The organism is Aquipseudomonas ullengensis (genome assembly GCF_014174475.1).
Classification (GTDB): domain Bacteria; phylum Pseudomonadota; class Gammaproteobacteria; order Pseudomonadales; family Pseudomonadaceae; genus Aquipseudomonas; species Aquipseudomonas ullengensis.
The window spans coordinates 201,127-221,388 of the sequence record NZ_JACJUD010000006.1 but is presented as its reverse complement, the minus strand read 5'-3'; the positions used below and the strand labels follow the sequence as shown (position 1 = coordinate 221,388).

At 61.1% G+C, this 20,262-nt stretch carries 17 protein-coding genes; 4 read left to right on the top strand and 13 right to left on the bottom strand.

The features are described 5' to 3' along the window. Positions 1-3 precede the first annotated feature (3 nt). From H3H51_RS17770 to arcD, 5 genes are all read right to left on the bottom strand, one after another. Complete coding sequence (locus H3H51_RS17770; protein WP_183090406.1) at positions 4-1,887, bottom strand: beta-ketoacyl synthase; 1,884 nt, start codon at positions 1,885-1,887, stop codon at positions 4-6. Positions 1,888-2,145: 258 nt separating this feature from the next. Beyond that, positions 2,146-3,072 carry a carbamate kinase gene (arcC, locus tag H3H51_RS17765; RefSeq protein WP_183090405.1) on the bottom strand — a complete coding sequence of 309 codons (927 nt, stop codon included), beginning with the start codon at positions 3,070-3,072 and terminating at the stop codon, positions 2,146-2,148. Between the two features lie 75 nt (positions 3,073-3,147). Further along, positions 3,148-4,158, bottom strand: a complete 1,011-nt coding sequence (locus H3H51_RS17760) for an ornithine carbamoyltransferase (protein ID WP_183090404.1) — start codon at positions 4,156-4,158, stop codon at positions 3,148-3,150. Between the two features lie 65 nt (positions 4,159-4,223). Then, positions 4,224-5,474 carry an arginine deiminase gene (arcA, locus tag H3H51_RS17755; RefSeq protein ID WP_183090403.1) on the bottom strand — a complete coding sequence of 417 codons (1,251 nt, stop codon included), beginning with the start codon at positions 5,472-5,474 and terminating at the stop codon, positions 4,224-4,226. A 17-nt stretch (positions 5,475-5,491) separates the two neighbouring features. After that, positions 5,492-6,919 (bottom strand): arginine-ornithine antiporter, encoded by a 1,428-nt coding sequence (arcD, locus tag H3H51_RS17750; protein WP_183090402.1) that lies wholly within the window; start codon positions 6,917-6,919, stop codon positions 5,492-5,494. A 356-nt stretch (positions 6,920-7,275) separates the two neighbouring features. Between arcD and H3H51_RS17745 the strand changes: the two genes are divergently transcribed. Further along, on the top strand, positions 7,276-7,653 hold the full coding sequence (locus H3H51_RS17745) for a DUF5064 family protein (protein ID WP_183090401.1): 378 nt from the start codon (positions 7,276-7,278) through the stop codon (positions 7,651-7,653). A 9-nt stretch (positions 7,654-7,662) separates the two neighbouring features. On the opposite strand, the gene H3H51_RS17740 is transcribed toward H3H51_RS17745, so the two are convergent. From H3H51_RS17740 to rfbB, 6 genes are read right to left on the bottom strand one after another with little or no spacing between them, the layout of a single operon-like run. Next, on the bottom strand, positions 7,663-9,033 hold the full coding sequence (locus H3H51_RS17740; protein ID WP_183090400.1) for a sigma-54-dependent transcriptional regulator: 1,371 nt from the start codon (positions 9,031-9,033) through the stop codon (positions 7,663-7,665). Then, the gene (locus H3H51_RS17735; protein WP_183090399.1) at positions 9,030-10,838 is read right to left on the bottom strand and encodes a sensor histidine kinase; all 1,809 of its coding nucleotides are present in this window, start codon (positions 10,836-10,838) and stop codon (positions 9,030-9,032) included. Before H3H51_RS17735 ends, H3H51_RS17740 begins: the two co-directional genes overlap by 4 nt. Positions 10,839-10,883: 45 nt before the next feature. Beyond that, the gene (gene rfbD, locus H3H51_RS17730; protein ID WP_183090398.1) at positions 10,884-11,750 is read right to left on the bottom strand and encodes a dTDP-4-dehydrorhamnose reductase; all 867 of its coding nucleotides are present in this window, start codon (positions 11,748-11,750) and stop codon (positions 10,884-10,886) included. Further along, positions 11,747-12,292, bottom strand: coding sequence for a dTDP-4-dehydrorhamnose 3,5-epimerase (gene rfbC, locus H3H51_RS17725; protein WP_183090397.1), 546 nt, complete (start codon positions 12,290-12,292; stop codon positions 11,747-11,749). The genes rfbD and rfbC overlap by 4 nt, the downstream gene beginning before the upstream one ends. Continuing rightward, positions 12,289-13,161, bottom strand: coding sequence for a glucose-1-phosphate thymidylyltransferase RfbA (rfbA, locus tag H3H51_RS17720; protein ID WP_183090396.1), 873 nt, complete (start codon positions 13,159-13,161; stop codon positions 12,289-12,291). Before rfbA ends, rfbC begins: the two co-directional genes overlap by 4 nt. After that, positions 13,158-14,222 (bottom strand): dTDP-glucose 4,6-dehydratase, encoded by a 1,065-nt coding sequence (gene rfbB, locus H3H51_RS17715; protein ID WP_183090395.1) that lies wholly within the window; start codon positions 14,220-14,222, stop codon positions 13,158-13,160. The genes rfbA and rfbB overlap by 4 nt, the downstream gene beginning before the upstream one ends. A gap of 120 nt (positions 14,223-14,342) precedes the next feature. Here rfbB and H3H51_RS17710 point away from each other — a divergent pair, with 120 nt between their 5' ends. Beyond that, positions 14,343-15,434: a glycosyltransferase family 4 protein gene (locus tag H3H51_RS17710; RefSeq protein WP_183090394.1), complete on the top strand. Its 1,092-nt coding sequence runs from the start codon at positions 14,343-14,345 to the stop codon at positions 15,432-15,434. A 146-nt stretch (positions 15,435-15,580) separates the two neighbouring features. Continuing rightward, positions 15,581-16,195: a sulfotransferase family 2 domain-containing protein gene (locus H3H51_RS17705; protein WP_328803681.1), complete on the top strand. Its 615-nt coding sequence runs from the start codon at positions 15,581-15,583 to the stop codon at positions 16,193-16,195. 391 nt (positions 16,196-16,586) lie between these two features. Here the strand turns inward: H3H51_RS17705 and H3H51_RS17695 are convergent, their stop codons facing one another. Then, positions 16,587-17,270: a sulfatase-like hydrolase/transferase gene (locus tag H3H51_RS17695; protein ID WP_183090391.1), complete on the bottom strand. Its 684-nt coding sequence runs from the start codon at positions 17,268-17,270 to the stop codon at positions 16,587-16,589. 683 nt (positions 17,271-17,953) lie between these two features. Here H3H51_RS17695 and H3H51_RS17690 point away from each other — a divergent pair. Then, positions 17,954-19,309 carry a glycosyltransferase gene (locus tag H3H51_RS17690; RefSeq protein ID WP_183090390.1) on the top strand — a complete coding sequence of 452 codons (1,356 nt, stop codon included), beginning with the start codon at positions 17,954-17,956 and terminating at the stop codon, positions 19,307-19,309. A 135-nt stretch (positions 19,310-19,444) separates the two neighbouring features. Here H3H51_RS17690 and H3H51_RS17685 read toward each other — a convergent pair whose 3' ends face one another. Beyond that, a complete protein-coding gene (locus tag H3H51_RS17685) occupies positions 19,445-20,227 on the bottom strand; it encodes a glycosyltransferase family 2 protein (RefSeq protein ID WP_183090389.1) in 783 nt (260 codons plus the stop codon). Between the last annotated feature and the right edge of the window lie 35 nt (positions 20,228-20,262).

The following is a 20,262-nucleotide window of genomic DNA, read 5'->3' as shown; positions in this document are numbered from 1 at the left end:
GGTCTACAGCATGTCGCTGTAGCGCTCATCCTTCTTGTAGCGCAACGGTTGGGCGAACCCCGGCACCTGGATGCCATCGGCGCTGAATTGCAGCTGCTGGTCGTCGATCAGGTCATGGCCGAAGTTGTAGAGGATGTCGAACTGGCCGCGCAGGGCCTGCTGGTCGTACTGTTTGGCCGTCGCGCGGGTGGTTTCACGCTTGGCCTGCCAGGCCGCGTAGGCTGCTTCGCCATGACGCTTGCGCAACATACGTTCGGTCACCTGGGGGGCGAGGATCACGCCGGTGGCGTTATTGCCGCCAAAGCCCTTGGAGTTGATGAAGCACACCTGCATGCCTTCGACCTCGCGGTCGTGGGTGGCCAGGCTGAGGTGTTGACGATGGACGTCATCGGCCACCCGGTCGATGGTCTTCAGGCCCGGCAGCAGGCTGTGGCGGAAGGTGCCCAGGGCGGCGATAACCTGATCGCCGCTGGCGGTGGCCAGCGAGTGGCCGAGGAAGGCCTTGGCTGCAGTGACCGGCCATTGCTCGATGGCGAAGGCGGCGGCGACGCGATCCAGCAGTTCCGACTCGGTCACCCGGTTGGCGGGAGTGCTGGAGCCGTGGGCGTGGACGAAGCTGTGCTGGCGCACGGCGTCGAGGCCGAGCAGTTGCGCAGCGCTGGCCACGGCCTTGGCCAGGGTCAGATAGTTACCAGGGCCGGGCGCGGAGATCGATTTCTTGAAGCCGTCGGCATTGATGAACACGTCAGGCACCGCGCCGTGAATGTCGGCACCCAGTTGCAGCGCCAGCTCGTCGTCCATCAGCACCACGAACTGCGTGGATTCGGAAAGGGTGAAGCCGCAGTTGTCGCCAAATGGCCGGCTGGCGCGGCGGAAGTCGACCTCATCGCGGCCCTCGATCTTGCGCAGACCCTCCTCGGTGGCCAGGGCGCCCATGGCGCCGTAGCCGTCGATGATTTCCTGGGTGATCGGTGCCTCGCTGTTGCCCACCAGCACCACCCGCGACTTGCCGCTGGTGATCTGCTCGATGGCCTTCTGCAGGTTGTAGAGGAAGGTGGCGCAGGCACCGGTGACGCTGCCGGTGGTGCCGACGCTGCCCAGCACATAGGCGTTGATGAAGTCGGCCGGCATGGTGTTGAGGCCCAGCGGGCATTGCTTGGCGGTGACGCGGCCGCCCTTGAGGCGCGACTGCATCATGCCGCCGAAGCCGTTCTCGTCGAGCTGGCTCATGATGCTGCCGGCGAACACGGCCACTTCGTCTGGCTGCACCTGGTCGAGAATGATTTGCCACGGCAGGCCGATGGAACGCAGCGCGTCGGTGGCGCCGACCACGGCCATCTGCAGGCCGCGCGGGTGGAAGCGCGAGTTGTACAGCTCACCCGGCTCGAAGCCGCTGGGCAGCTGGCCGGCGGATTTCACCGGCAGGGCGCGGTAGCTGTCGACCTTGAACTCGCAGCTGTCGCTCAGGGTGACCCGTACCTGCAATTCGTCCAGGGTTTCCACCGTCCAGCTCGCCGGCAGCGGTTCGGGGAGGTGCTTGCGCAGGGTGGTGAACTGCGCGCTGCTCACCGCCAGGTTCTTCTGCCAGTGGGCGGCATCGACATCCAGGTGGCGCTTATCGATGCGCCGTACCAGGGTGCCGTCGAGAATCGCTGCGCCCTGTTCGGCTTCGATCTGCGCCAGGCTCAGCGGGTTGCCGTCGAGGCTGAGGAACTGGCCGTCGACCACCTGGATCAGCTTCATCATCACCGCCAGGCCGGCCAGGGTTTCCTGTCGGCTCTGCGCATCCAGGGACTCCTGCACGATGCGTCGGAAGCCGTGGTGGAATGAACTTCTGCCCGCGGCGTTGTAACCGCCGAAGCCGACAATGACGGGTAGTCGAGACATCACTCGGAACTCCTACAATCAATCTTCACGCAGGGCCGGGTGGGCGCAGAGTGGCGGGCAGGTGCACGGCGACAACAGCGCTCCCGGCCAGACGGCATATGCCGGGTGGCGACTCAAACGAATCGGGATACCGGGTTGACGCAGGGGCTGACTGGCAAGTCACGTTACTGCCGAAAGGTCGCGCACCGCCGCGCCAGTCGATGACTGGCGCGGCGGGTTGTGCGAGGAGGCGCGGCAGGTGGACTGCCGCGGGAGGGGTCAGCGGTACTGGGTAGTTGTAGCGCTGGTGCTGACGCGGGTGCCAGCGGTGCCTTTGACGATGGCTTCGATATCGGCCAGGGAGCCGATCACCGCGACCTTGCCGGTGTTGCGGGCGAACTCGCAGGCGGCCTGGACTTTCGGCCCCATGGAACCGGCGGCGAAGCCGAGACGCTCCAGTTCATCCGGGTGGGCTTCGGCGATGGCTTTCTGCGTCGGCTTGCCCCAGTCGATGTAAGTGGCGTCGACATCGGTGGCGATCACCAGCAGGTCGCTGGACAGCTGCTCGGCGAGCAGGGCGGAGCACAGGTCCTTGTCGATCACCGCCTCCACACCATGCAGCTTGCCGTTCTCGTACATGGTCGGGATGCCGCCGCCGCCGGCGCAGATCACCACCGAGCCTTTTTCCAGCAGCCATTTCACCGGGCGGATTTCGAAGATCCGTTGCGGCCGTGGGCTGGCCACCACGCGGCGGAACTTGTCGCCATCGGGGGCGATGCTCCAGCCTTTCTCGGCGGCCAGGCGCTCGGCGTCTTCCTTGCTGTAGACCGGACCGATCGGCTTGGTCGGTGTCTTGAAGGCCGGGTCGGCGCTATCCACTTCGACCTGGGTGAGGATGGTGGCGAAGGGCACCTCGAACGGCAGCAGGTTGCCCAGTTCCTGTTCGATCATGTAGCCGATCATGCCTTCGGTTTCGGCACCGAGCACGTCCAGCGGGTAGGGGTTGGCGGCGTCGTAGGCGTTGCCTTGCAGAGCCAGCAGGCCGACCTGCGGGCCGTTACCGTGGGCGATCACCAGTTCGTTGCCGGGCGCCACCTTGGCGATCTGCTCGCAGGCGACGCGCACGTTGACGCGCTGGTTTTCCGCGGTCATGGCTTGGCCACGCCGCAGCAGGGCGTTGCCGCCCAGGGCGATGACTAGTCGCATAGTGATTCTCCTCGAAAGGGGCTGGCCGTAGGGCGGGTGGAACCCGCGGGTTGCACCCGCCCTACGGCGCGGGCGTCAGACGTCGGCCAGAGTTGAGACCAGAATCGCCTTGATGGTGTGCATGCGGTTTTCCGCCTGCTCAAAGGCGATGCACCAGGGCGACTCGAACACGTCGTCGGTCACTTCGATGCCGTTCTTCAGGTGCGGATACTGCTCGGCGATCTGCTTGCCGACCTTGGTATCGCTGTTGTGGAAGGCGGGCAGGCAGTGCATGAACTTGACCCGTGGATTGCCAACCGACTTCATCAATTCGGCGTTGACCTGATAGGGCATCAGTTGCTTGATGCGGTCGCCCCAGGCCTCGACTGGCTCGCCCATGGACACCCAGACATCGGTATGAACGAAGTCGACGCCCTTGACTGCGGCCTTGGCATCTTCGGTGAGTGTGATGCGTGCGCCGCTTTCTTCGGCGAATTGTTTGCACTGCGCAACGAAGCTGTCTTCAGGCCACAACGATTTGGGTGCGGCGATGCGTACGTCCATGCCGAGCTTGGCACCGATCAGCAGCAGCGAGTTGCCCATGTTGTTGCGCGCGTCGCCCAGGTAGGCGTAGCTGATGTCATGCAGCGGCTTGTCGCTGTGCTCGCGCATGGTCAGCACGTCGGCAATCATCTGGGTCGGGTGGTATTCGTCGGTCAGGCCGTTGAACACCGGCACCCCGGCGTATTTCGCGAGTTCTTCGACGATCTCCTGCTTGAAGCCGCGGTACTCGATGGCGTCGTACATGCGGCCGAGTACGCGGGCGGTGTCCTTCATGCTCTCCTTGTGGCCGATCTGCGAGGAGCCCGGGTCGATGTAGGTGACGTTGGCGCCCTGGTCATAGGCGGCGACTTCGAAGGCGCAGCGGGTGCGGGTGGAGGTCTTCTCGAAGATCAGCGCGATGTTCTTGCGCAGCAGGTGCGGTTGCTCGGTACCGGTGTACTTGGCGCGCTTGAGGTCGCGGGACAGGTCCAGCAAATAGCGCAGCTCGCGGGTGCTGTGGTGCATCAGGCTGAGCAGGTTGCGGTTGTGCATGTTGAAAGCCATGGTTCTTTCTCCTTGTGGGTATGGGAAACCGCGCCCGGCGGCGAGTGGCCGCCGGGGTGGCTTGATCAGTAGTCGATCGGGTCGCGGATGATCGGGCAGGTCATGCAGTGGCCGCCGCCACGGCCGCGGCCCAGTTCGCTGGCGCTGATGGTGATGACTTCGACCCCGGCCTTGCGCAGCAGGGTGTTGGTGTAGGTGTTGCGGTCATAGCCGACCACCACGCCCGGTTCCAGGCAGACCACGTTGTTGCCGTCGTCCCACTGTTCGCGTTCGGCCTCGAAGCTGTCGCCGCCGGTTTCCACCACGCGCAGTTTTTTCAGATTGAGGGACTCGGCGACCACGTCGAGGAAGGATTTGTCCTCGCGGCGTACATCGATGCCGCCTGGCTTGCTCTCGTCCGGGCGAATCACGAACGGCACGATCTGGTAGGCGACTTCCGGGAAGACCGTGACCAGGTCGCGGTCGCAGAAGCTGAATATGGTGTCCAGGTGCATCGCCGCGCGGGACTTGCCGAGCCCGGCGACCACCACGCGTTCGGCGGCGCCGGCCTTGAACAGCGCCTGGGCGACCTGGCCGATGGCCTGGTGCGAGGTGCGCTCGCCCATGCCGATCAGCACGGTACCGTTACCGATCGGCATCACGTCGCCACCTTCCAGGGTGGCGGCACCGTGGTCGACATCGGGGTCGCCGTACCAGATCTGGAAGTCGGCGTTGACGAAGTCCTGATGGAATTTGTAGATGGCGCTGGCCAGCAGGGTTTCCTGGCGGCGCGCCGGCCAATACATCGGGTTGAGGGTGACGCCGCCGTAGATCCAGCAGGTGGTATCGCGGGTGAACTGGGTGTTGGGCAGCGGCGGGAAGATGAAGCTGGACTCGCCGAGGTAGGCGTTGAACATCTTCGTTACATCCGAGTCCTTGTGCTTGGCCAGATCGGCGCCGGATACACCGCCGATCAGGAACTCGGCAATCTTGCGCGGCTCAAGGCCTTCGATGAAGGAGCGAATTTCGCTCTGCAGGCCCAGGCCGACGCTGTTGGGGGTGAGCTTGCGGTCGAGGATCCAGGCCAGCGCTTCTTTATTGCTGACAGTCTGTTCCAGCAGGTTGTGCATCTCCACTACGTCGATGCCGCGTTCGCGCATCTTGGTCATGAAGTCGAAGTGATCGCGCTTGGCTTGGCTGACCCAGATGACGTCGTCGAACAACAGATCGTCGCAGTTGTTCGGGGTCAGGCGCAGGTGGGCGAGGCCCGGAGAGCAGACCATGACCTTGTGCAGTTTGCCCGCTTCCGAGTGGACGCCGAGTTTTACCTTGGACATGTGAACCTCCTGTGTCGTTATAGGGTGAGGAAGCCGCTGTAGAGGCCGTAGCCGGCGACGAGCGCGCCGATCACGACGGCAGCGAAGATGAGCTTCTCAACCGTGGTAAAGATGGGTTGATTCATTTCCCGCTTGGCCTTGGCGAACAGAATGGCGCCAGGGGCGTAAAGCAGGGCGGAAAGCAGCAGGTACTGCACGCCGCCGGCATAGATCAACCAGATGGCGTAGACCAGGGCGACGATGCTGATCAGCAGGTCCTTGTTGCGCTCGCCGGAGGCCTGCTCGTAGGTCTCGCCACGCACCGCTAGCAACACGGCATAGGCGGCGGACCACAGGTAGGGCACCAGGATCATCGAGGTGGCCAGGTACAGCAGGCTGAGGTAGGTGGAGTTGCTGAACAGGGTGACGACGAGGAACAGCTGGATCAGCCCGTTGGTCAGCCACAGCGCGTTGGCCGGCACCTGGTTGGCGTTTTCCTTCTTCAGGAAGTCCGGCATGGTGTGGTCCTTGGCGGCGGCGAAGAGAATCTCCGCGCACAGCAGGGTCCAGGACAGCAACGCGCCGGCCAGCGAGACGATCAGGCCGATGGCGATCAGGATGGCGCCCCAGCGCCCGACCACGTGCTCCAGCACGTAGGCCATGGACGGGTTCTTCAGCCCGGCCAGTTCGGCCTGATGCATGATCCCCAGCGACAGCACGTTGACCAGTACCAGCAGCAACAGCACGCCGACGAAGCCGATTACCGTGGCCTTGCCCACATCGCTGCGCTTCTCGGCGCGGGCCGAGTAGACGCTGGCGCCTTCGATACCGATGAACACCCAGACGGTGACCAGCATCATGTTGCGCACCTGGTTCATCACGCTGCCCAGGTCGGTATTGCCTTCGCCCCAGATGTCAGCGGTGAACACATCCATCTTGAAGGCGATGGCGGCGATGACGATGAACAGCACCAGCGGCACCATCTTTGCCACGGTGGTGACCTGGTTGATGAACGCCGCCTCCTTGATCCCGCGCAGCACCAGGAAGTGCACGCCCCACAGCACCATCGAGGCGCAGACCACGGCGATCACCGTGTTGCCTTCACCGAAGATCGGGAAGAAATAGCCGAGGGTGGAAAACAGCAGGACGAAGTAGCTGACGTTGCCCAGCCAGGCGCTGATCCAGTAGCCCCAGGCCGAGGAGAAACCCATGTAGTCGCCGAAGCCGGCCTTGGCGTAGGCGTAGACGCCTGAGTCGAGTTCCGGCTTGCGGTTGGCCAGGGTCTGGAACACGAAGGCCAGGGTCAGCATGCCCACGGCGGTGATGGCCCAGCCGATCAATACCGCCCCGGCGCCAGCACTGGCCGCCATATTCTGCGGTAGCGAGAAGATCCCGCCACCGACCATCGAACCGACGACCAGGGCAATAAGCGCCCCTAGGCGAAGTTTGTTTGCCGAATCAGACATCGAATACCTCCAATAGCGGAGAGAAGTTGAGAGCAATTGGGCTCGCTATCGGAGAGGGGGATATTGATGTGGGTCAATAGCGCGCTGTCCATTGCTCGGTATTACTGTCCCTGTACTGCTTTTAATGCCTCGGGAGCGCCCAAACACTGCTCTGCAAGGCTCTAGATAGAGAAGCCCGGTGCCTTTTTATGAATGGGCGTGAACAAAAGTTAGTTGAGGTTCTAGCGCATGCAAGTTTCAGGAGTGAGACAGTCGAAAGCGCTGGCCAAGTGCCTGATTTCTTGATGGCAATAAATATGGATTGGATATTTCCAATAAATCTAAGTCGATTGTGAATATCGACTACGGAGGTACTTATGTTCCGCCCTGGACACGTTGCAGTGCAGCGCCCGCCCCTTGCGGGCGAGCCGGGCTACCACCTGAACCTGGACTATCAGGTATGCCGCGACGAACGTGGCTGTCATGTGGATTTTCAGTTGGAGGGCGAGGTAGCCGGTCGCGCGCTGCACGATAAATTCAGCCTGCGTCGCGATGTGGCGTTCAATTTTCTACAGGCGGCCGGGCGCTGTTTGCGGCGACGCGGTATCACTCCAGTGCATCCGGTGCTGTTCGCGTTCCATGAGGATTACGACCGCCTGTTCGACGACCTGCGTCAGCAGCTGCGCGCCAGCCCTGGCGAGTCAGTAGACCTGGAGCGTTTTCTGCTCGATCGCGGCGAACTGCAACTGCACTGAGTCCGCGCCTCAGTCCTGCTCGTCGCCTGCGCCGGAGGGCTCCAGGCCATGTTTGCGCAGTTTGTCGTGCAGGGTCTTGCGCGGCAGGCCGAGGGCTTCGGCGAGGCTACGCAGCGAGCCGTGGCCATTGCCCATTTCGCGGGCAATCAGCGCCCGCTCATAGGCATCCACCTGCTCGCCCAGGCTGCCGCCGCCGAGCGTGCCGGGCAACGTCTCGCCTGGCAGGTCGAGGCCCAGTTCCAGGCCCATGGCGAAGCGCTCGGCGGCGTTCTGCAATTCGCGCACATTACCCGGCCAGGCATGGCTCAACAGCTGCGCGCGCTGCCCTGGTTGCAGGCTGCGCGCCGGCAGGCCGTGGCGCTGGGCGGCGGCTTCGGCATGCTGTTGGAACAGCAGCAGGATGTCTGCGCCGCGCTCACGCAGCGGTGGAATGCGCAGCGGCGCGACATTCAGCCGGTAGTACAGGTCGGCGCGGAAGCGCCCCTGGTCGGCGGCCACGCGCAGGTCTTCCTTGGTCGCGGCGATCACGCGGATATCCAGGGGGATCAGCTGATTGCCGCCGAGGCGCTCGACCACTCGCTCTTGTAGCAGGCGCAGCAGCTTGACCTGCACATCCGGGCTCATGCTCTCGATTTCGTCGAGGAACAGGGTGCCGCCATTGGCGAACTCGAACTTGCCGATGCGCCGTTTCTGCGCGCCGGTGAACGCGCCGGGCTCGTGGCCGAACAGCTCGCTTTCCACCACCGACTCGGCCAGGGCGCCGGCGTTGATTGCCACGAAGGGGCCCTTCTTGCGTGCCGACAATTCGTGCAGGGCGCGCGCCACCACTTCTTTGCCGGCGCCGGTTTCGCCGTGGATCAGCACATCGGTATGGATCGCCGCTAGCGCACCGACCTGCTCGCGCAGGCGCTGCATCGGCGCGCACTGGCCGATCAGGCGGGCCTCAAGCTGGTTGCGGTCGGCCAGGGCCAGGCGCAGGTTGCGGTTGTCCAGCACTAGGCGACGCAGTTTCAGGGCGCGGTGCACGCTGTCGAGCAGCGCATCGCTGGCGAAGGGTTTTTCCAGGAAGTCATAGGCGCCGGCGCGCATCGCCTGGACCGCCAGCGGCACGTCGCCGTGGCCGGTGATCAGCAGCACGGGCAGGCCGTCGTCCTGCTCGTGCAGCTGGCGCAGCAACTCGAGGCCATCGATACCCGGCATGCGAATGTCGCTGACTACCACGCCGGGCCAGTCCGCCTCGATGCGTTGCGCCACGCCCTGGGCATCGGCCAGGGTTTCCACCCGCAGGCCGGCGAGGTCGAGCGTCTGCGCCAGCGCCTGGCGCAGGTGCGGATCGTCGTCGATCAGCAGGACCTGGGTGCGGCTGTCGATGCGGCTCATGAGAACTCCTCGGGCGGTTGCAGGTTGGTGCCGGGTTCGGTGTGGCGCAGCTGCAGGGTGATCAGCGCGCCGCCGTCGGGGTGGTTGGCCAGCAGCAGCTCGCCACCGAGGGCACGCATCAGCGTCTCGCAAATGGCCAGGCCCAGGCCGAGGCCCTGGGTGCTGGTCTTGGTGGTGAAGAAGGGCTCGCGCGCATGTTGCAGCGCCTGCGGGCTGAAGCCGGGACCATTGTCGCGCAGGATCAGGTTGACGCCCGTTGCGCTGGTTTCGCTACTCAGCCACAGGCGGCGCGGCGGTGCTCGCTCGCTCAGCGCATCGAGGGCATTGGCCAGCACGTTACCGAGCACCTGGCGCAGCCGGGTTTCGCCGGCCTGTACCCATAGCGTGGCAGCCGGCAGGTCGCGGATCAGCTCCACATCCAGCGCGCGGCGGCGCTTGGCCAACAGCGCCAGGGCATCGTCCAGCGCCGGTTGCAGGGCCACGCTCTCGGGGGCATGCCGATCGCGTCGAGCGAAGGCGCGAAGGTGGGCGATGATCGAGGCCATGCGCGCCGTGAGCTCGCTGATCTGCCGCAGGTTGCCGCGTACGTCGTCATGGCGCTGATGGTCGAGCAGCACGCCGGCGTTGTCGGCGTAGCTGCGGATCGCTGCCAGCGGCTGGTTGAGTTCGTGGCTGATGCTCGCGCTCATGGTGCCCAGGGCAGTGAGCTTGCTGGCCTGGACCAGGTCATCCTGGGTACGCAGCAGATCCTGTTGAGCCTGCTCGCGCTCCAGCACTTCGTCCTTGAGGCGGTTGTTGAGGGTCTCCAGATCGCGGGTGCGCTCCAGCACGCGGATCTCCAGTTCACGCTTGGCGCGGGCATCCAGGGCGATGCGCTCGATGTAATGACGGCGCCGCTGCAGCAGCAGGCCGAGCAGCAGGAGCAGCGCCAGCAGGCTGGCACCGCCGATGGCCACGACGGTCTGCACCGGGCGTTCGAGCTGGTTGCGCGGGGCGAGGATGTTCACCGTCCAGCCGGTTTCCTCGAGCTCGCGGCTCTGCATCAGCCATTGGCTGTCGTCGAGGGTCAGGGGCTGTGGATTGAGGGTCGGATAGGGCTGCTCGGCCGCGATGCGCGCCAGCTCCTGGCGGCTCAGCGGGCGTGTGGCACGAAAGCGCCAGTCGGGGTTGGAGGTGAGGATGATCACCCCGTTGGCATCGGTTACCAGTAGCTGTTCCGGCGTCTTGCCCCACAGGCGCTCGGTGTAGTCGAGGTCGACTTTGAGCACCAGAACGCCCAGGCGCTGCTGCTCGTCACGGATGCCAGCGGCGAAGTAATAACCGCGCTTGCCCGAGGTGGTGCCTTGGCCGAAGAAGCGCCCAAGGCGGCCTTCGCTGGCGGCGCGGTAGTAGGGGCGAAAGGTGAAGTCGCGGCCGATGAAACTGTCGGCCTGGTCGTGATTGGACGCGGCGCGGGTGATGCCGCGGGCGTCCATCAGGTAGATCACATCGGCGCCGGTCTGCTCGCGTACGCGGCTGAGCAGCTGGTTGGCTTTGGCCAGGGCTGGCGCGTCCTGTGGTTGCAGGAGGGCGCCGCGCAAGTCCGGTAGATCCCCGAGAATCGCCGGCAGCACCTCGAAGCGGCGCAGCGTGCCGAGCAGGTTGGCGACATACAGGTCGAGGGTCTGGCGATTCTGTTCGATCAGTTCATCGCGGTAGTAACGCTCGGCCAACTGCTGCAGCGGCCACAGCAAGGGCGCCAGCAACAGGGCCAGCAGGGCGAGGCTACGCCAGCGGGGGCGGTGGGGTGTCGGGGTCGGGGTCATGCAGCAATGCGCCTGGAGGACAGGCGCATTATGCACCGCAGCGATTCAGCGCGGGTTGCTCAGGCATTCCAGCAGCGCGTCGTGCCAGTTCGGCAGGCGGATGTTCCATTCACGCTGCAGGCGCGAGCAGTCCAGGCGCGAATTGAGCGGGCGCTGTGCGGGGGTTGGATAGGCGCTCGACGGAATCGGCTCCAGGCGCGCGCAGGGCTTGCCCTGCAGGCGTAGTTGCTCGGCGATGGCGCTGGCGAAACCGAACCAGGAGGTCTCGCCCAGGCCGGTGAGGTGATAGGTGCCCCAGGCACCGGCTTGACCATTCTGCCAATGCTGGACCAGTTCGGCAGTAGCCTGGGCGATGCTGCCGGCCCAGGTGGGCGCGCCGACCTGGTCGCCGACCACGCGCAGCTCCTCGCGCTCCTGCAGCAGGCGCTGCATGGTCAGCAGGAAGTTCTTGCCGTGCAGCGAGTAGATCCAGCTGGTGCGCAGGATCAGGTGCTGGCCGCCGACCGCGCGGATGGCGTCCTCGCCGGCCAGTTTGCTGCGTCCGTAGACACCCAGCGGGCCGGTGGCGTCGTCTTCGCTGTAGAGGCCGTCCTTGCTGCCATCGAACACGTAGTCGGTGGAGTAGTGGATCAGTGGCACTGCCAGCGTCGCTGCTTCCTCGGCTAGCACGCCGGGGGCCACAGAATTGATGGCGAAGGCTGCTTCAGGCTCGCTCTCGGCCTGATCCACGGCGGTGTGGGCCGCGGCGTTGATGATCAGGTCCGGGCGCAGCGCGCGCACCTGCCGGCGAATTGCATCACTGTCGGCGAGGTTCAGCTGTTCCTGGCCGAGCACCAGCAGCTCGGCATTCGGCAGGCTCAGCTGCAGCTCGCGGGAGACTTGGCCTTGGCGGCCGGTGATCAGGACTTTCATGGAAACAGCTCGGCGTCCTGCAGGCTCTTGCCGGCCAGATCCTTGGCCGACAGTTGCGGCGTGCCGTCGAATTGCCAGTCGATGGCCAGGCTCGGGTCATCCCAGCGAATCGAACGCTCGTGGGCGGGGGCATAGTAGTCGGTGGTCTTGTAGAGCACTTCGGCGCTCTCGCTGAGCACCACGAAACCGTGGGCGAACCCTTCGGGAACCCAGATCTGCCGTCTGTTTTCTGCGGATAAGCGCACCGCGGCCCATTTGCCGAAGTTGGCCGAGCCACGACGGATATCCACCGCCACATCCAGCACTTCACCCGCGATGACGCGCACCAGTTTCCCTTGCGCCTGCTCGATCTGGTAATGCAGGCCGCGCAATACGCCGCGCTGCGAACGCGAGTGGTTGTCCTGGACGAACTCGCGCTGCAGGCCGGTGGCTTCGGCAAATGCCTTGGCGTTGAAACTTTCGTAGAAGAAGCCACGCTCGTCGCCGAATACGCGTGGCTCGATAACCAGCACCTCTGGGAGTAGGGTCTGGGTCACATTCATGCATGCTCTCCGGCAAGCTGGTAGAGGTATTGGCCATAACCGGTCTTGCCGAAGGCCTTGGCCTGGCTGAGCAACTGCTCGCGGTCGATCCAGCCATGCTGGAAGGCGATTTCTTCCAGGCAGGCGACTTTCAGGCCCTGGCGGTGCTCGATGGTCTGCACGTACTGCGAGGCCTCCAGCAGGCTGTCGTGAGTGCCGGTGTCGAGCCAGGCGAAGCCGCGACCAAAGCGTTCGACGCGCAGGTCGCCGCGCTCCAGGTAGGCAATGTTGACGTCGGTGATCTCCAGTTCGCCGCGTGGCGACGGCTTGACCGCCTTGGCGATCTCGATGACGTCGTTGTCGTAGAAATACAGGCCGGTCACTGCGTAGCTGGATTTGGGCTGCTTGGGCTTTTCCTCGATGGAGATGGCGGTGCCCTGAGCATCGAACTCGACCACGCCAAAACGCTCCGGGTCGCTGACCCAGTAGCCGAATACGGAAGCCCCGCTGGGCTCCGCTGCGGCGCGCAGGAGCATTTCGCTGAAGTGCTGGCCGTGGAAGATGTTGTCGCCAAGGATCAGACACACCGGATCCTTGCCAATGAACTCCTCACCGATCAGGAACGCCTGCGCCAGGCCGTCCGGCGAGGGTTGCTCGGCGTAGCTGAAGCGCACACCGAACTGGCTGCCATCGCCGAGCATCTTCTCGAACTGCGGCAGGTCGTGCGGGGTGGAAATGATCAGGATGTCGCGGATGCCGGCCAGCATCAGCACCGAGATCGGGTAATAGATCATCGGCTTGTCGTAGATCGGCAGCAGTTGCTTGGACACACCCAGGGTAATGGGGTGCAAGCGGGTGCCGGACCCGCCGGCGAGGATGATTCCTTTCATGCTGAGGCTCCAAGGCGTTCACGTTGATAGCTGCCGTCCTGTACATGGCGGCACCATTCGAGGTTGTCCAGGTACCACTGCACGGTCTTGCGCAGGCCACTGGCGAAGGTTTCCTGCGGCACCCAGCCGAGCTCGCGCTCGATCTTGCCTGCGTCGATGGCATAGCGCTGGTCGTGACCGGGGCGATCCTTGACGAAGGTGATCAGGTCTTCATAGCGGGCCAGGCCAGCCGGTTTGTGCGGCGCTAGCTCTTCCAGCAGGGCGCAGATGGCGCGCACCACGTCGATGTTCTTCTGCTCGTTATGGCCGCCGATGTTGTAGGTCTCGCCGACCTGGCCTTCGCTCACCACCTTGAGCAGGGCGCGCGCATGATCTTCGACGAATAGCCAATCGCGGACCTGCAAGCCGTCGCCGTAGACTGGCAGCGGCTTGCCATCCAGGGCGTTGAGAATCACCAGCGGGATCAGTTTTTCCGGGAAGTGGAACGGCCCGTAGTTGTTCGAGCAGTTGGTCAGCAATACCGGCAGGCCATAAGTGCGCTGCCAGGCACGCACCAGATGGTCGGAGGCTGCCTTGCTGGCCGAGTAGGGCGAGCTGGGGGCGTAGGGCGTGGTTTCGGTGAACAGATCGTCCACGCCGTGCAGGTCGCCATACACCTCGTCGGTGGAAATATGGTGGAAGCGGAAGGCGTGCTTGCGCGCTTCCGGCAGGCCCGACCAATAGGTGCGAGTGGCTTCCAGCAGGTTGTAGGTGCCGACGATATTGGTCTGGATGAACTCGCCAGGGCCGTCGATGGAGCGATCGACGTGGGACTCGGCCGCCAGGTGCATGATGGCGTCTGGCTGGAACTCGGCGAGCACGCGGCTGACGGTTTCGCGGTCGCCGATATCGGCCTGGACGAACTGGTGGCGCGAGTTGTTTTCGACAGAGGCGAGCGACTCGAGGTTACCGGCATAGGTGAGCTTGTCGAGGTTGAGCACACTGTGCTCGGTTTGCCGCAGAATATGACGGACAAGTGCCGAGCCTATGAAACCTGCTCCTCCGGTGACCAGAATGCGCATGCAATGCCTGCTGTATCAGATTGAAATTGAAGGCGGCTAGCTTGTCGGGTGTAATTGCGCTTTGCAAGGGATCTGCTGGCCATTGAGGCGGCTACTCTTGCCCTTCCCAGCACAGGCGATATGCAGATGTTGAAAGTGGGTGTCGATTGCAGGCCGCTTAGCAGGCCGCTGTCGGGGATAGGCCGTTATACCCGCGAGTTACTGAGCCTCTTGACCGAGGCGCAGGATGTGCACTGGTTTCTCTACTGCGATCAGGTATTCGAAGCTCCGTTCGCCAACAGGCCCAATGTCACCCTGCGCTTGTCCGGGCAGTCCGGCAGCCTGGCCGAGCATATGTGGTATCAGGTTGCTTTGCCGCGCCAGCTCAAGCGCGATGGCCTCGACGTGTTCTGGTCGCCGCGGCATCACCTGCCGCTGTTCATGCCGTCGTCTGTGCGTGCCGTCGTGACGATCCACGACCTGACCTGGAAGCGCTTCCCCGAGACGATGAAGCCATTGCAGTACTGGTCCGAGCGCCTGCAGATGCCGCATTCGCTGCGCAAGGCTGCACGGATCATCACCATCTCCGCGTCCAGTCGCAGCGACCTTGCGCGCTATTTCCCCGCAACCCAGACCAAGGTTCACGTCATACCCTGTGGCGTCACCCGCCTCGAGGCAGGCGCTTGTGAGCGGGCGTTGCCGCAGCAGTACCTGCTGTTTGTCGGCACACCCGAGCCGCGCAAGAACATCCAGCGTCTGCTTGAGGCGTATGCGCAACTTGCGCCAGAGCTGCGCTCTGCTTACCCACTGGTGCTGGCTGGCGGGCATGGCTGGATGGTCGATATCGAACAACTGGTCGATCAGCTGGGCATCCGCACGGATGTTGTGGCGCTTGGGGCGGTTTCAGGAGCGGAGCTAGGCTATATCTACTCGAAAGCCCGGTTACTGCTGATGCCCTCACTCTATGAAGGCTTCGGCCTGCCGATCCTCGAAGCCTTCCAGTTCGGCGTGCCGGTCGTCACCGCCAACTGCAGTTCCATGCCGGAGGTGGCTGGAGGCGGGGGCTGTCTGGTAGATCCGTTGCAGGTCGAGAGCATCCGCGCCGGTATCGAACGGCTGCTGACTGATCAGAAGTCTTATGCCGACTGTGTTGCGCAGATTACCGAGCAGCTCGCCCGCTATGATTGGAAACTGGCGGTTCAGAGCACGCTTGAGGTGCTCAGGCCGGACTAGCTGTAAATGGTTTGATAGAGCCTGTTCGATGCTTGGGTGAAGCATCGGTACAATTCGTACTTATCGTGAGTCTGAGGTAGGCGTTCGAAGCTCTTTCAGCGGCTGAAGCTAAGCAGATTGCGGTTATAATTTATGAGGGTTGTATTGTGTTGTCTTTAAAGCATAATTTTTTGTTCATCCATATTCCCAAAACGGGTGGGAATTCGATTCAGAATATAATCTCCCAGTATTCTGATGATGAAGTGGTTTGTCTTTCCCCGCATCAGGATGGCGTTGAGCGCTTTGAAGTTCGCTCGCAGAAATACAATACGCACAAGCACTCGACTTATGAAGAGTATCGTCGGGAGTATGGTTCAGAAATGTGCGATGGGCTGTTCAAGTTCTGCTGCGTAAGAAATCCCTGGGAACGCGTTGTCTCTCATTATTTTTCCCCGCACCGCGGCCAGGTCGTATGGAGTCGAGAGGCTTTCCTACAGTTCATAAACTCCCCGGAGGTCAAGCCCCTTGCGCACTATCTGGCTGTTGACGGTGATGAACTGCAGGCCGCAGTTGCAAAAATGTCATGCGTGGTGCGCTACGAAAACATCCAGGCTGATTTTGATCAGGTCTGTAATTTGCTGCGACTGCCGCGCACCAGTCTGCCTCACAGAAACAAGTCGAACCGTGAAGATTATTCGAAGTATTACGACAGTGAGTCGGCTGCGGTTGTTATGGAAAAGCTGAAGGCCGAGATAGAGCTTTTTGGTTATACCTATTCATAGTTTTTTGCAGGCATGACTATTTTCGGGTGGCCGCGCCCACAATAATTGTGGGCGGCGATGGGTGGCTCATGCTGCGGAGTGGCCGGGTCTGAACGCGCCAGGCTCGGTTAGCTATCTGACTAGTGACGGGCCTGTGCTTGCGGCGACGCAAGCACAGAACCATCGCAGAAGGTTAAGCTGAGGCTTGCTAGAGTGTGCAGGTTGCTGCAAATCGCATTTGCACTTTTATCTTGCAGGCATGGCCATTGGGGGCGGCACATACGGATCGCCCAGTTCACTCTGCAGACTGCTCAGTGTGCTGAATAGCTCCTGTATAAGGGCTTTATTCGCAGGGTCATGCGCCAAATCGGATAGTTCATTCGGATCGCTTTCCAGATTGAATAGGTGATACCTACTGGATTTTGGGTAATAAATAAGCTTCCATTTGCCTTTTATAACGCAGCGACATGAAGTCCATGTAGGCCCCGTAAATCGGGCTTGAGTGCTTCTGTGTTGCATGCTGGTTGAGTGGTAGCAGGCTATCAAAGTCAACATCCGCGAAGTCTGACTTTACCAGGTCGGAGATCTCAAGAGTGGTGGGCATGATGTCCTGAATATAAATTCGTTGATTGCTTTGTATGCCTTTGGGTATTTTCGGGCCGGAAATTATGAGTGGGGAGGCCAGGCTGTGGTCGTACATGCTCTGCTTGGCCATGAAGCTGTTATTGCCAATGCTTAAACCGTTATCTGCGGTGTAGATAATCACCGTGTTATCGCTCATTCCTTGATTCTTTAATTCCCCGAGAATGCGAGAAATCTGCGCGTCCATATGACTGATTAATGCATAATATTCGCGGCGGTGTACTTTTATCGCGAACTCCGTGCGTGGCCGCGGTGCCAGCGTTTCAGCGCGAATGTCCCAGATGCCCATCTGCTTGGTGTGCGGGTAGGAGGGCATGAAGCTCGACGGTAGTGGGGCCGACTCCAGCGGATAGAGAACGAGATATTTCTGAGGGGGCTGGCGAGGGTCGTGTGGCGCATTAAATGCGACTGAGATTTTGTCGATGGTTGGTGTTTGTACGTAACCTTCACTCATCAAGCCGGTAGCGTCATAGGCATGGTCATCAGCAAAGAGGAAGAGGATGTTTGGTCGCTCTTATGCTATGGGCGTTGTGCTGATGAGTGCGAAAATTAATCCAGCGATGATGCTTGGTATGTGTCTCATGGAATTTATTAGTCAGTTGTTTTGCAGGGCTCAGGAGTGCTTAAGTATTAGGTGTGTGTTTCAGTTTTCGTGTGTTGTGGTAGTGCATTATCGGATAGAAATAATTCGATGATATCTGGAGTATTATTATTTGCGAGTATGTTCGGTTCATCAATGCCTGAGCTAAGGTTGTCCCCGCGCTTCTGCTGCTTCAATGGCCGGTTCTTCAGTGCGGGTGTCACCGACGCGGAAGTCCATCGGTCACGTGGCTCTACCCAGATAACGCTCTCTCAAAGCACGTGACGTGTTGGGTGGGGGTAAGTTGTCGTGGATGTGGATGCCTAGCGCGCCGTTCTATTCGCTGCGGAGCTAGCCGGCAGTCCTGGCTTTCGTGCCGGATTCATGTTCTCCATGGTGTGCAGTGCAGTGCAGTGCAGTGCAGTGCATCGCACGGATGGCTGCGGCTTGGGTCATGGTTTTGACTCCCGTTAATTACGACGATTAGAATGCTGCCCAATGCCGCGATTTAGAGGGGGTGCTGACAGCATCTCGAAGATGCGGCGAAGGCGGTCTAGATGATTACACCCTCAATGAATCCTGCGCGACCTATGCGTGAGGCCGACAGTTCAGAGCGATCGGAGTCGGATGTTTCAGTGTTTGCCATTATCGATCCTGATGCTAAGGGCGACTGGGGACACTTTTTGGCCTACGACAAGCGCGTTGCAGAAGGTTGTCATGACCTGGGTATCGGATTCGCACTGATCTGTCGCAAGGAACTTGATCCAAAATTTTTTCCAGATATCGCTGAATTGGTTCTACCAGTTTTTTCGGTTCACAGTTGGACCGTGGGTAGAAAGTGGCCAAGCACGAATAACGCCAATGTGATTCAGTTTTCCTCAGAGCTTTCCGAGGCCTTCTCCAAGCTTGAGGTGCGCTACCCTAAGGGTAAAATTTGCATTTTCATGTATGTCGGTAGTGTCGATGTTGCAGAAGCGATCGAGCATCTATTGATAACGCGGCCGCGGTTCAGGGCTGTACTCAATCTGTTTTGGTCATACAGCTTCGAACAGAACGATCCGGATTATAAATCTCTGTGGTATCCAGTGGTAAAGCGCCTGGAGCGCTCTAGCCAGGTTTTCCTCACGCATTCAACCCAGCAGATTACTGATGAGTTTCTCAGGGATTGGTCGGTTAATTTGCCGGTATTGCCCCATCCCAGCACCACTTTCGACGACAAGGCCGTGGTGGAACTCGCCAAATTGCCGGAAGCACAGCCGGGCAAACCGCTTCGGGTGGTTTTTCCAGGGGGAGCGCGCAAGGAAAAGGGTTTTCTCCTTGCTGCAAGCGCTTGTGAATTGCTGGTTGATTCCCCCGACCTCAGGCTTAGTCTGCGCGCACGCATTGACCATGTGTCGGGCAAGGAGCTAGAGGATTCTCTGCAGCACTTGCTTGCAGAAGCAGGGAGTAAGGTCGAAATCTTGGATGATGATTTATCAGATGATGAGTTCATCGACATGATCCGTACTGCAGATATTGTCGTCATTCCCTATCTATCAGAAGCATTCCGCCGCCGAACATCGGGTATTCTTGTCGATGCGTTTCTTCTAGGCAAACCTGTGGTTGTGCTCAAGAATACTTGGCTTTCAGATATTGTTGAGGCTGGTAATATTGGGGTATGCGCTAATCCAGATCCGGTCTCTCTGGCTGAGGCTGTGCGAGATGTGGCTCAGCACTATGGTGACTTTCTGCCCGGTCTCTCTAGGGTGCGTAGCGACTATCTGCGCATGCATTCTTGGAAGGCCCTCGTCAAAAACGTAATTGCATGGGCTGGTCTTATGTTGCCAATACCATCCGTGGCTATAGAGCAAACTAGTCAACGCATTACGTTGCTGAGTCGATTGCGGAACTTGTGGGAAAAGTTTAAAGGATAGATGGTGCTTTTCAGCTGCACATTTAATGACTGATCTATAAGCTATTGCCTATTGCCTATTGCCTATTGCCTATTGCCTATTGCCTATTGCCTATTGCCTATTGCCTATTGATCTATTTCACGGCATATGCATCTGTCACGAATGGCGAATTAGCCTGTCTCGAAGTTTTTTCACAGGCTGCATTAGCGGTGCCAGCATGGCCTTTTTCAGTCCTAGGAAGAGCAGGTAGTAGGTCCATGCCTCCACGGGGCCACACAAGCCATTGCGCATGACTGAGTCGCGGTATTGCCGCAGGCTGATCACGAAATCGCGATCGCTCAGGCCACCAAGTGACATATTCGCCAGCACGGCGGGTATTACCTCAAACTTCTCACCACGGGCCAGCGCCCGATGGCACCACTCAGAATCCATGGCGTGCGAGTACTGCGGCTCATAGCCGCCGACGCGAGCATAGGCGGCGCGAGAGACGAACAGGGAGGGGTGGAAGACCCACATTCTGAACTTGAGTGCCGCCGGGTTAGGGTAGCGCACGTAGCTGTAGCCACTGTCGGGATCCAGATAACGTACCGCGCCGCACAGCACCGAAGCCTGTGGGTTCTGCTGTTGCGCCTCCTGCACCAGGCGCAAGGTGTCGGGCTCCCAGGTGTCGTCGCTGTTGAGGGTGGCGATGAACTCGCCACGTGCCTGCGCTATGCCCCGGTTGAAGGCATCGGCGATGCCCTTGTCGAGGCCCGATTCCCAATAGTGGAGCTGGTCCTTATGGGCGGCGATCTCTTCCCGGGTGCTGTCGGTCGAGCCGCCATCGATGACGATGATCTCCAGCTCCGCGGTTTTCTGCGCCAGTACGCTGGACAGTGCTCGCCGGAAACGCAGCCTGTCGTTCTTGACGATCATGATGACGCTGAGGGAAACGCTCATCGAATTTAATTCTTCATGCCTGCATTGCCCGGGAA

What these genes read in the sequence shown, in the direction of transcription:
- H3H51_RS17770 (WP_183090406.1), bottom strand. Translation starts at nt 1,887, where the DNA reads ATGTCTCGACTACCCGTCATTGTCGGCTTCGGCGGTTACAACGCCGCG.
- arcC (WP_183090405.1), bottom strand. Translation starts at nt 3,072, where the DNA reads ATGCGACTAGTCATCGCCCTGGGCGGCAACGCCCTGCTGCGGCGTGGC.
- H3H51_RS17760 (WP_183090404.1), bottom strand. Translation starts at nt 4,158, where the DNA reads ATGGCTTTCAACATGCACAACCGCAACCTGCTCAGCCTGATGCACCAC.
- arcA (WP_183090403.1), bottom strand. Translation starts at nt 5,474, where the DNA reads ATGTCCAAGGTAAAACTCGGCGTCCACTCGGAAGCGGGCAAACTGCAC.
- arcD (WP_183090402.1), bottom strand. Translation starts at nt 6,919, where the DNA reads ATGTCTGATTCGGCAAACAAACTTCGCCTAGGGGCGCTTATTGCCCTG.
- H3H51_RS17745 (WP_183090401.1), top strand. Translation starts at nt 7,276, where the DNA reads ATGTTCCGCCCTGGACACGTTGCAGTGCAGCGCCCGCCCCTTGCGGGC.
- H3H51_RS17740 (WP_183090400.1), bottom strand. Translation starts at nt 9,033, where the DNA reads ATGAGCCGCATCGACAGCCGCACCCAGGTCCTGCTGATCGACGACGAT.
- H3H51_RS17735 (WP_183090399.1), bottom strand. Translation starts at nt 10,838, where the DNA reads ATGACCCCGACCCCGACACCCCACCGCCCCCGCTGGCGTAGCCTCGCC.
- rfbD (WP_183090398.1), bottom strand. Translation starts at nt 11,750, where the DNA reads ATGAAAGTCCTGATCACCGGCCGCCAAGGCCAAGTCTCCCGCGAGCTG.
- rfbC (WP_183090397.1), bottom strand. Translation starts at nt 12,292, where the DNA reads ATGAATGTGACCCAGACCCTACTCCCAGAGGTGCTGGTTATCGAGCCA.
- rfbA (WP_183090396.1), bottom strand. Translation starts at nt 13,161, where the DNA reads ATGAAAGGAATCATCCTCGCCGGCGGGTCCGGCACCCGCTTGCACCCC.
- rfbB (WP_183090395.1), bottom strand. Translation starts at nt 14,222, where the DNA reads ATGCGCATTCTGGTCACCGGAGGAGCAGGTTTCATAGGCTCGGCACTT.
- H3H51_RS17710 (WP_183090394.1), top strand. Translation starts at nt 14,343, where the DNA reads ATGCAGATGTTGAAAGTGGGTGTCGATTGCAGGCCGCTTAGCAGGCCG.
- H3H51_RS17695 (WP_183090391.1), bottom strand. Translation starts at nt 17,270, where the DNA reads ATGAGTGAAGGTTACGTACAAACACCAACCATCGACAAAATCTCAGTC.
- H3H51_RS17690 (WP_183090390.1), top strand. Translation starts at nt 17,954, where the DNA reads ATGATTACACCCTCAATGAATCCTGCGCGACCTATGCGTGAGGCCGAC.
- H3H51_RS17685 (WP_183090389.1), bottom strand. Translation starts at nt 20,227, where the DNA reads ATGAGCGTTTCCCTCAGCGTCATCATGATCGTCAAGAACGACAGGCTG.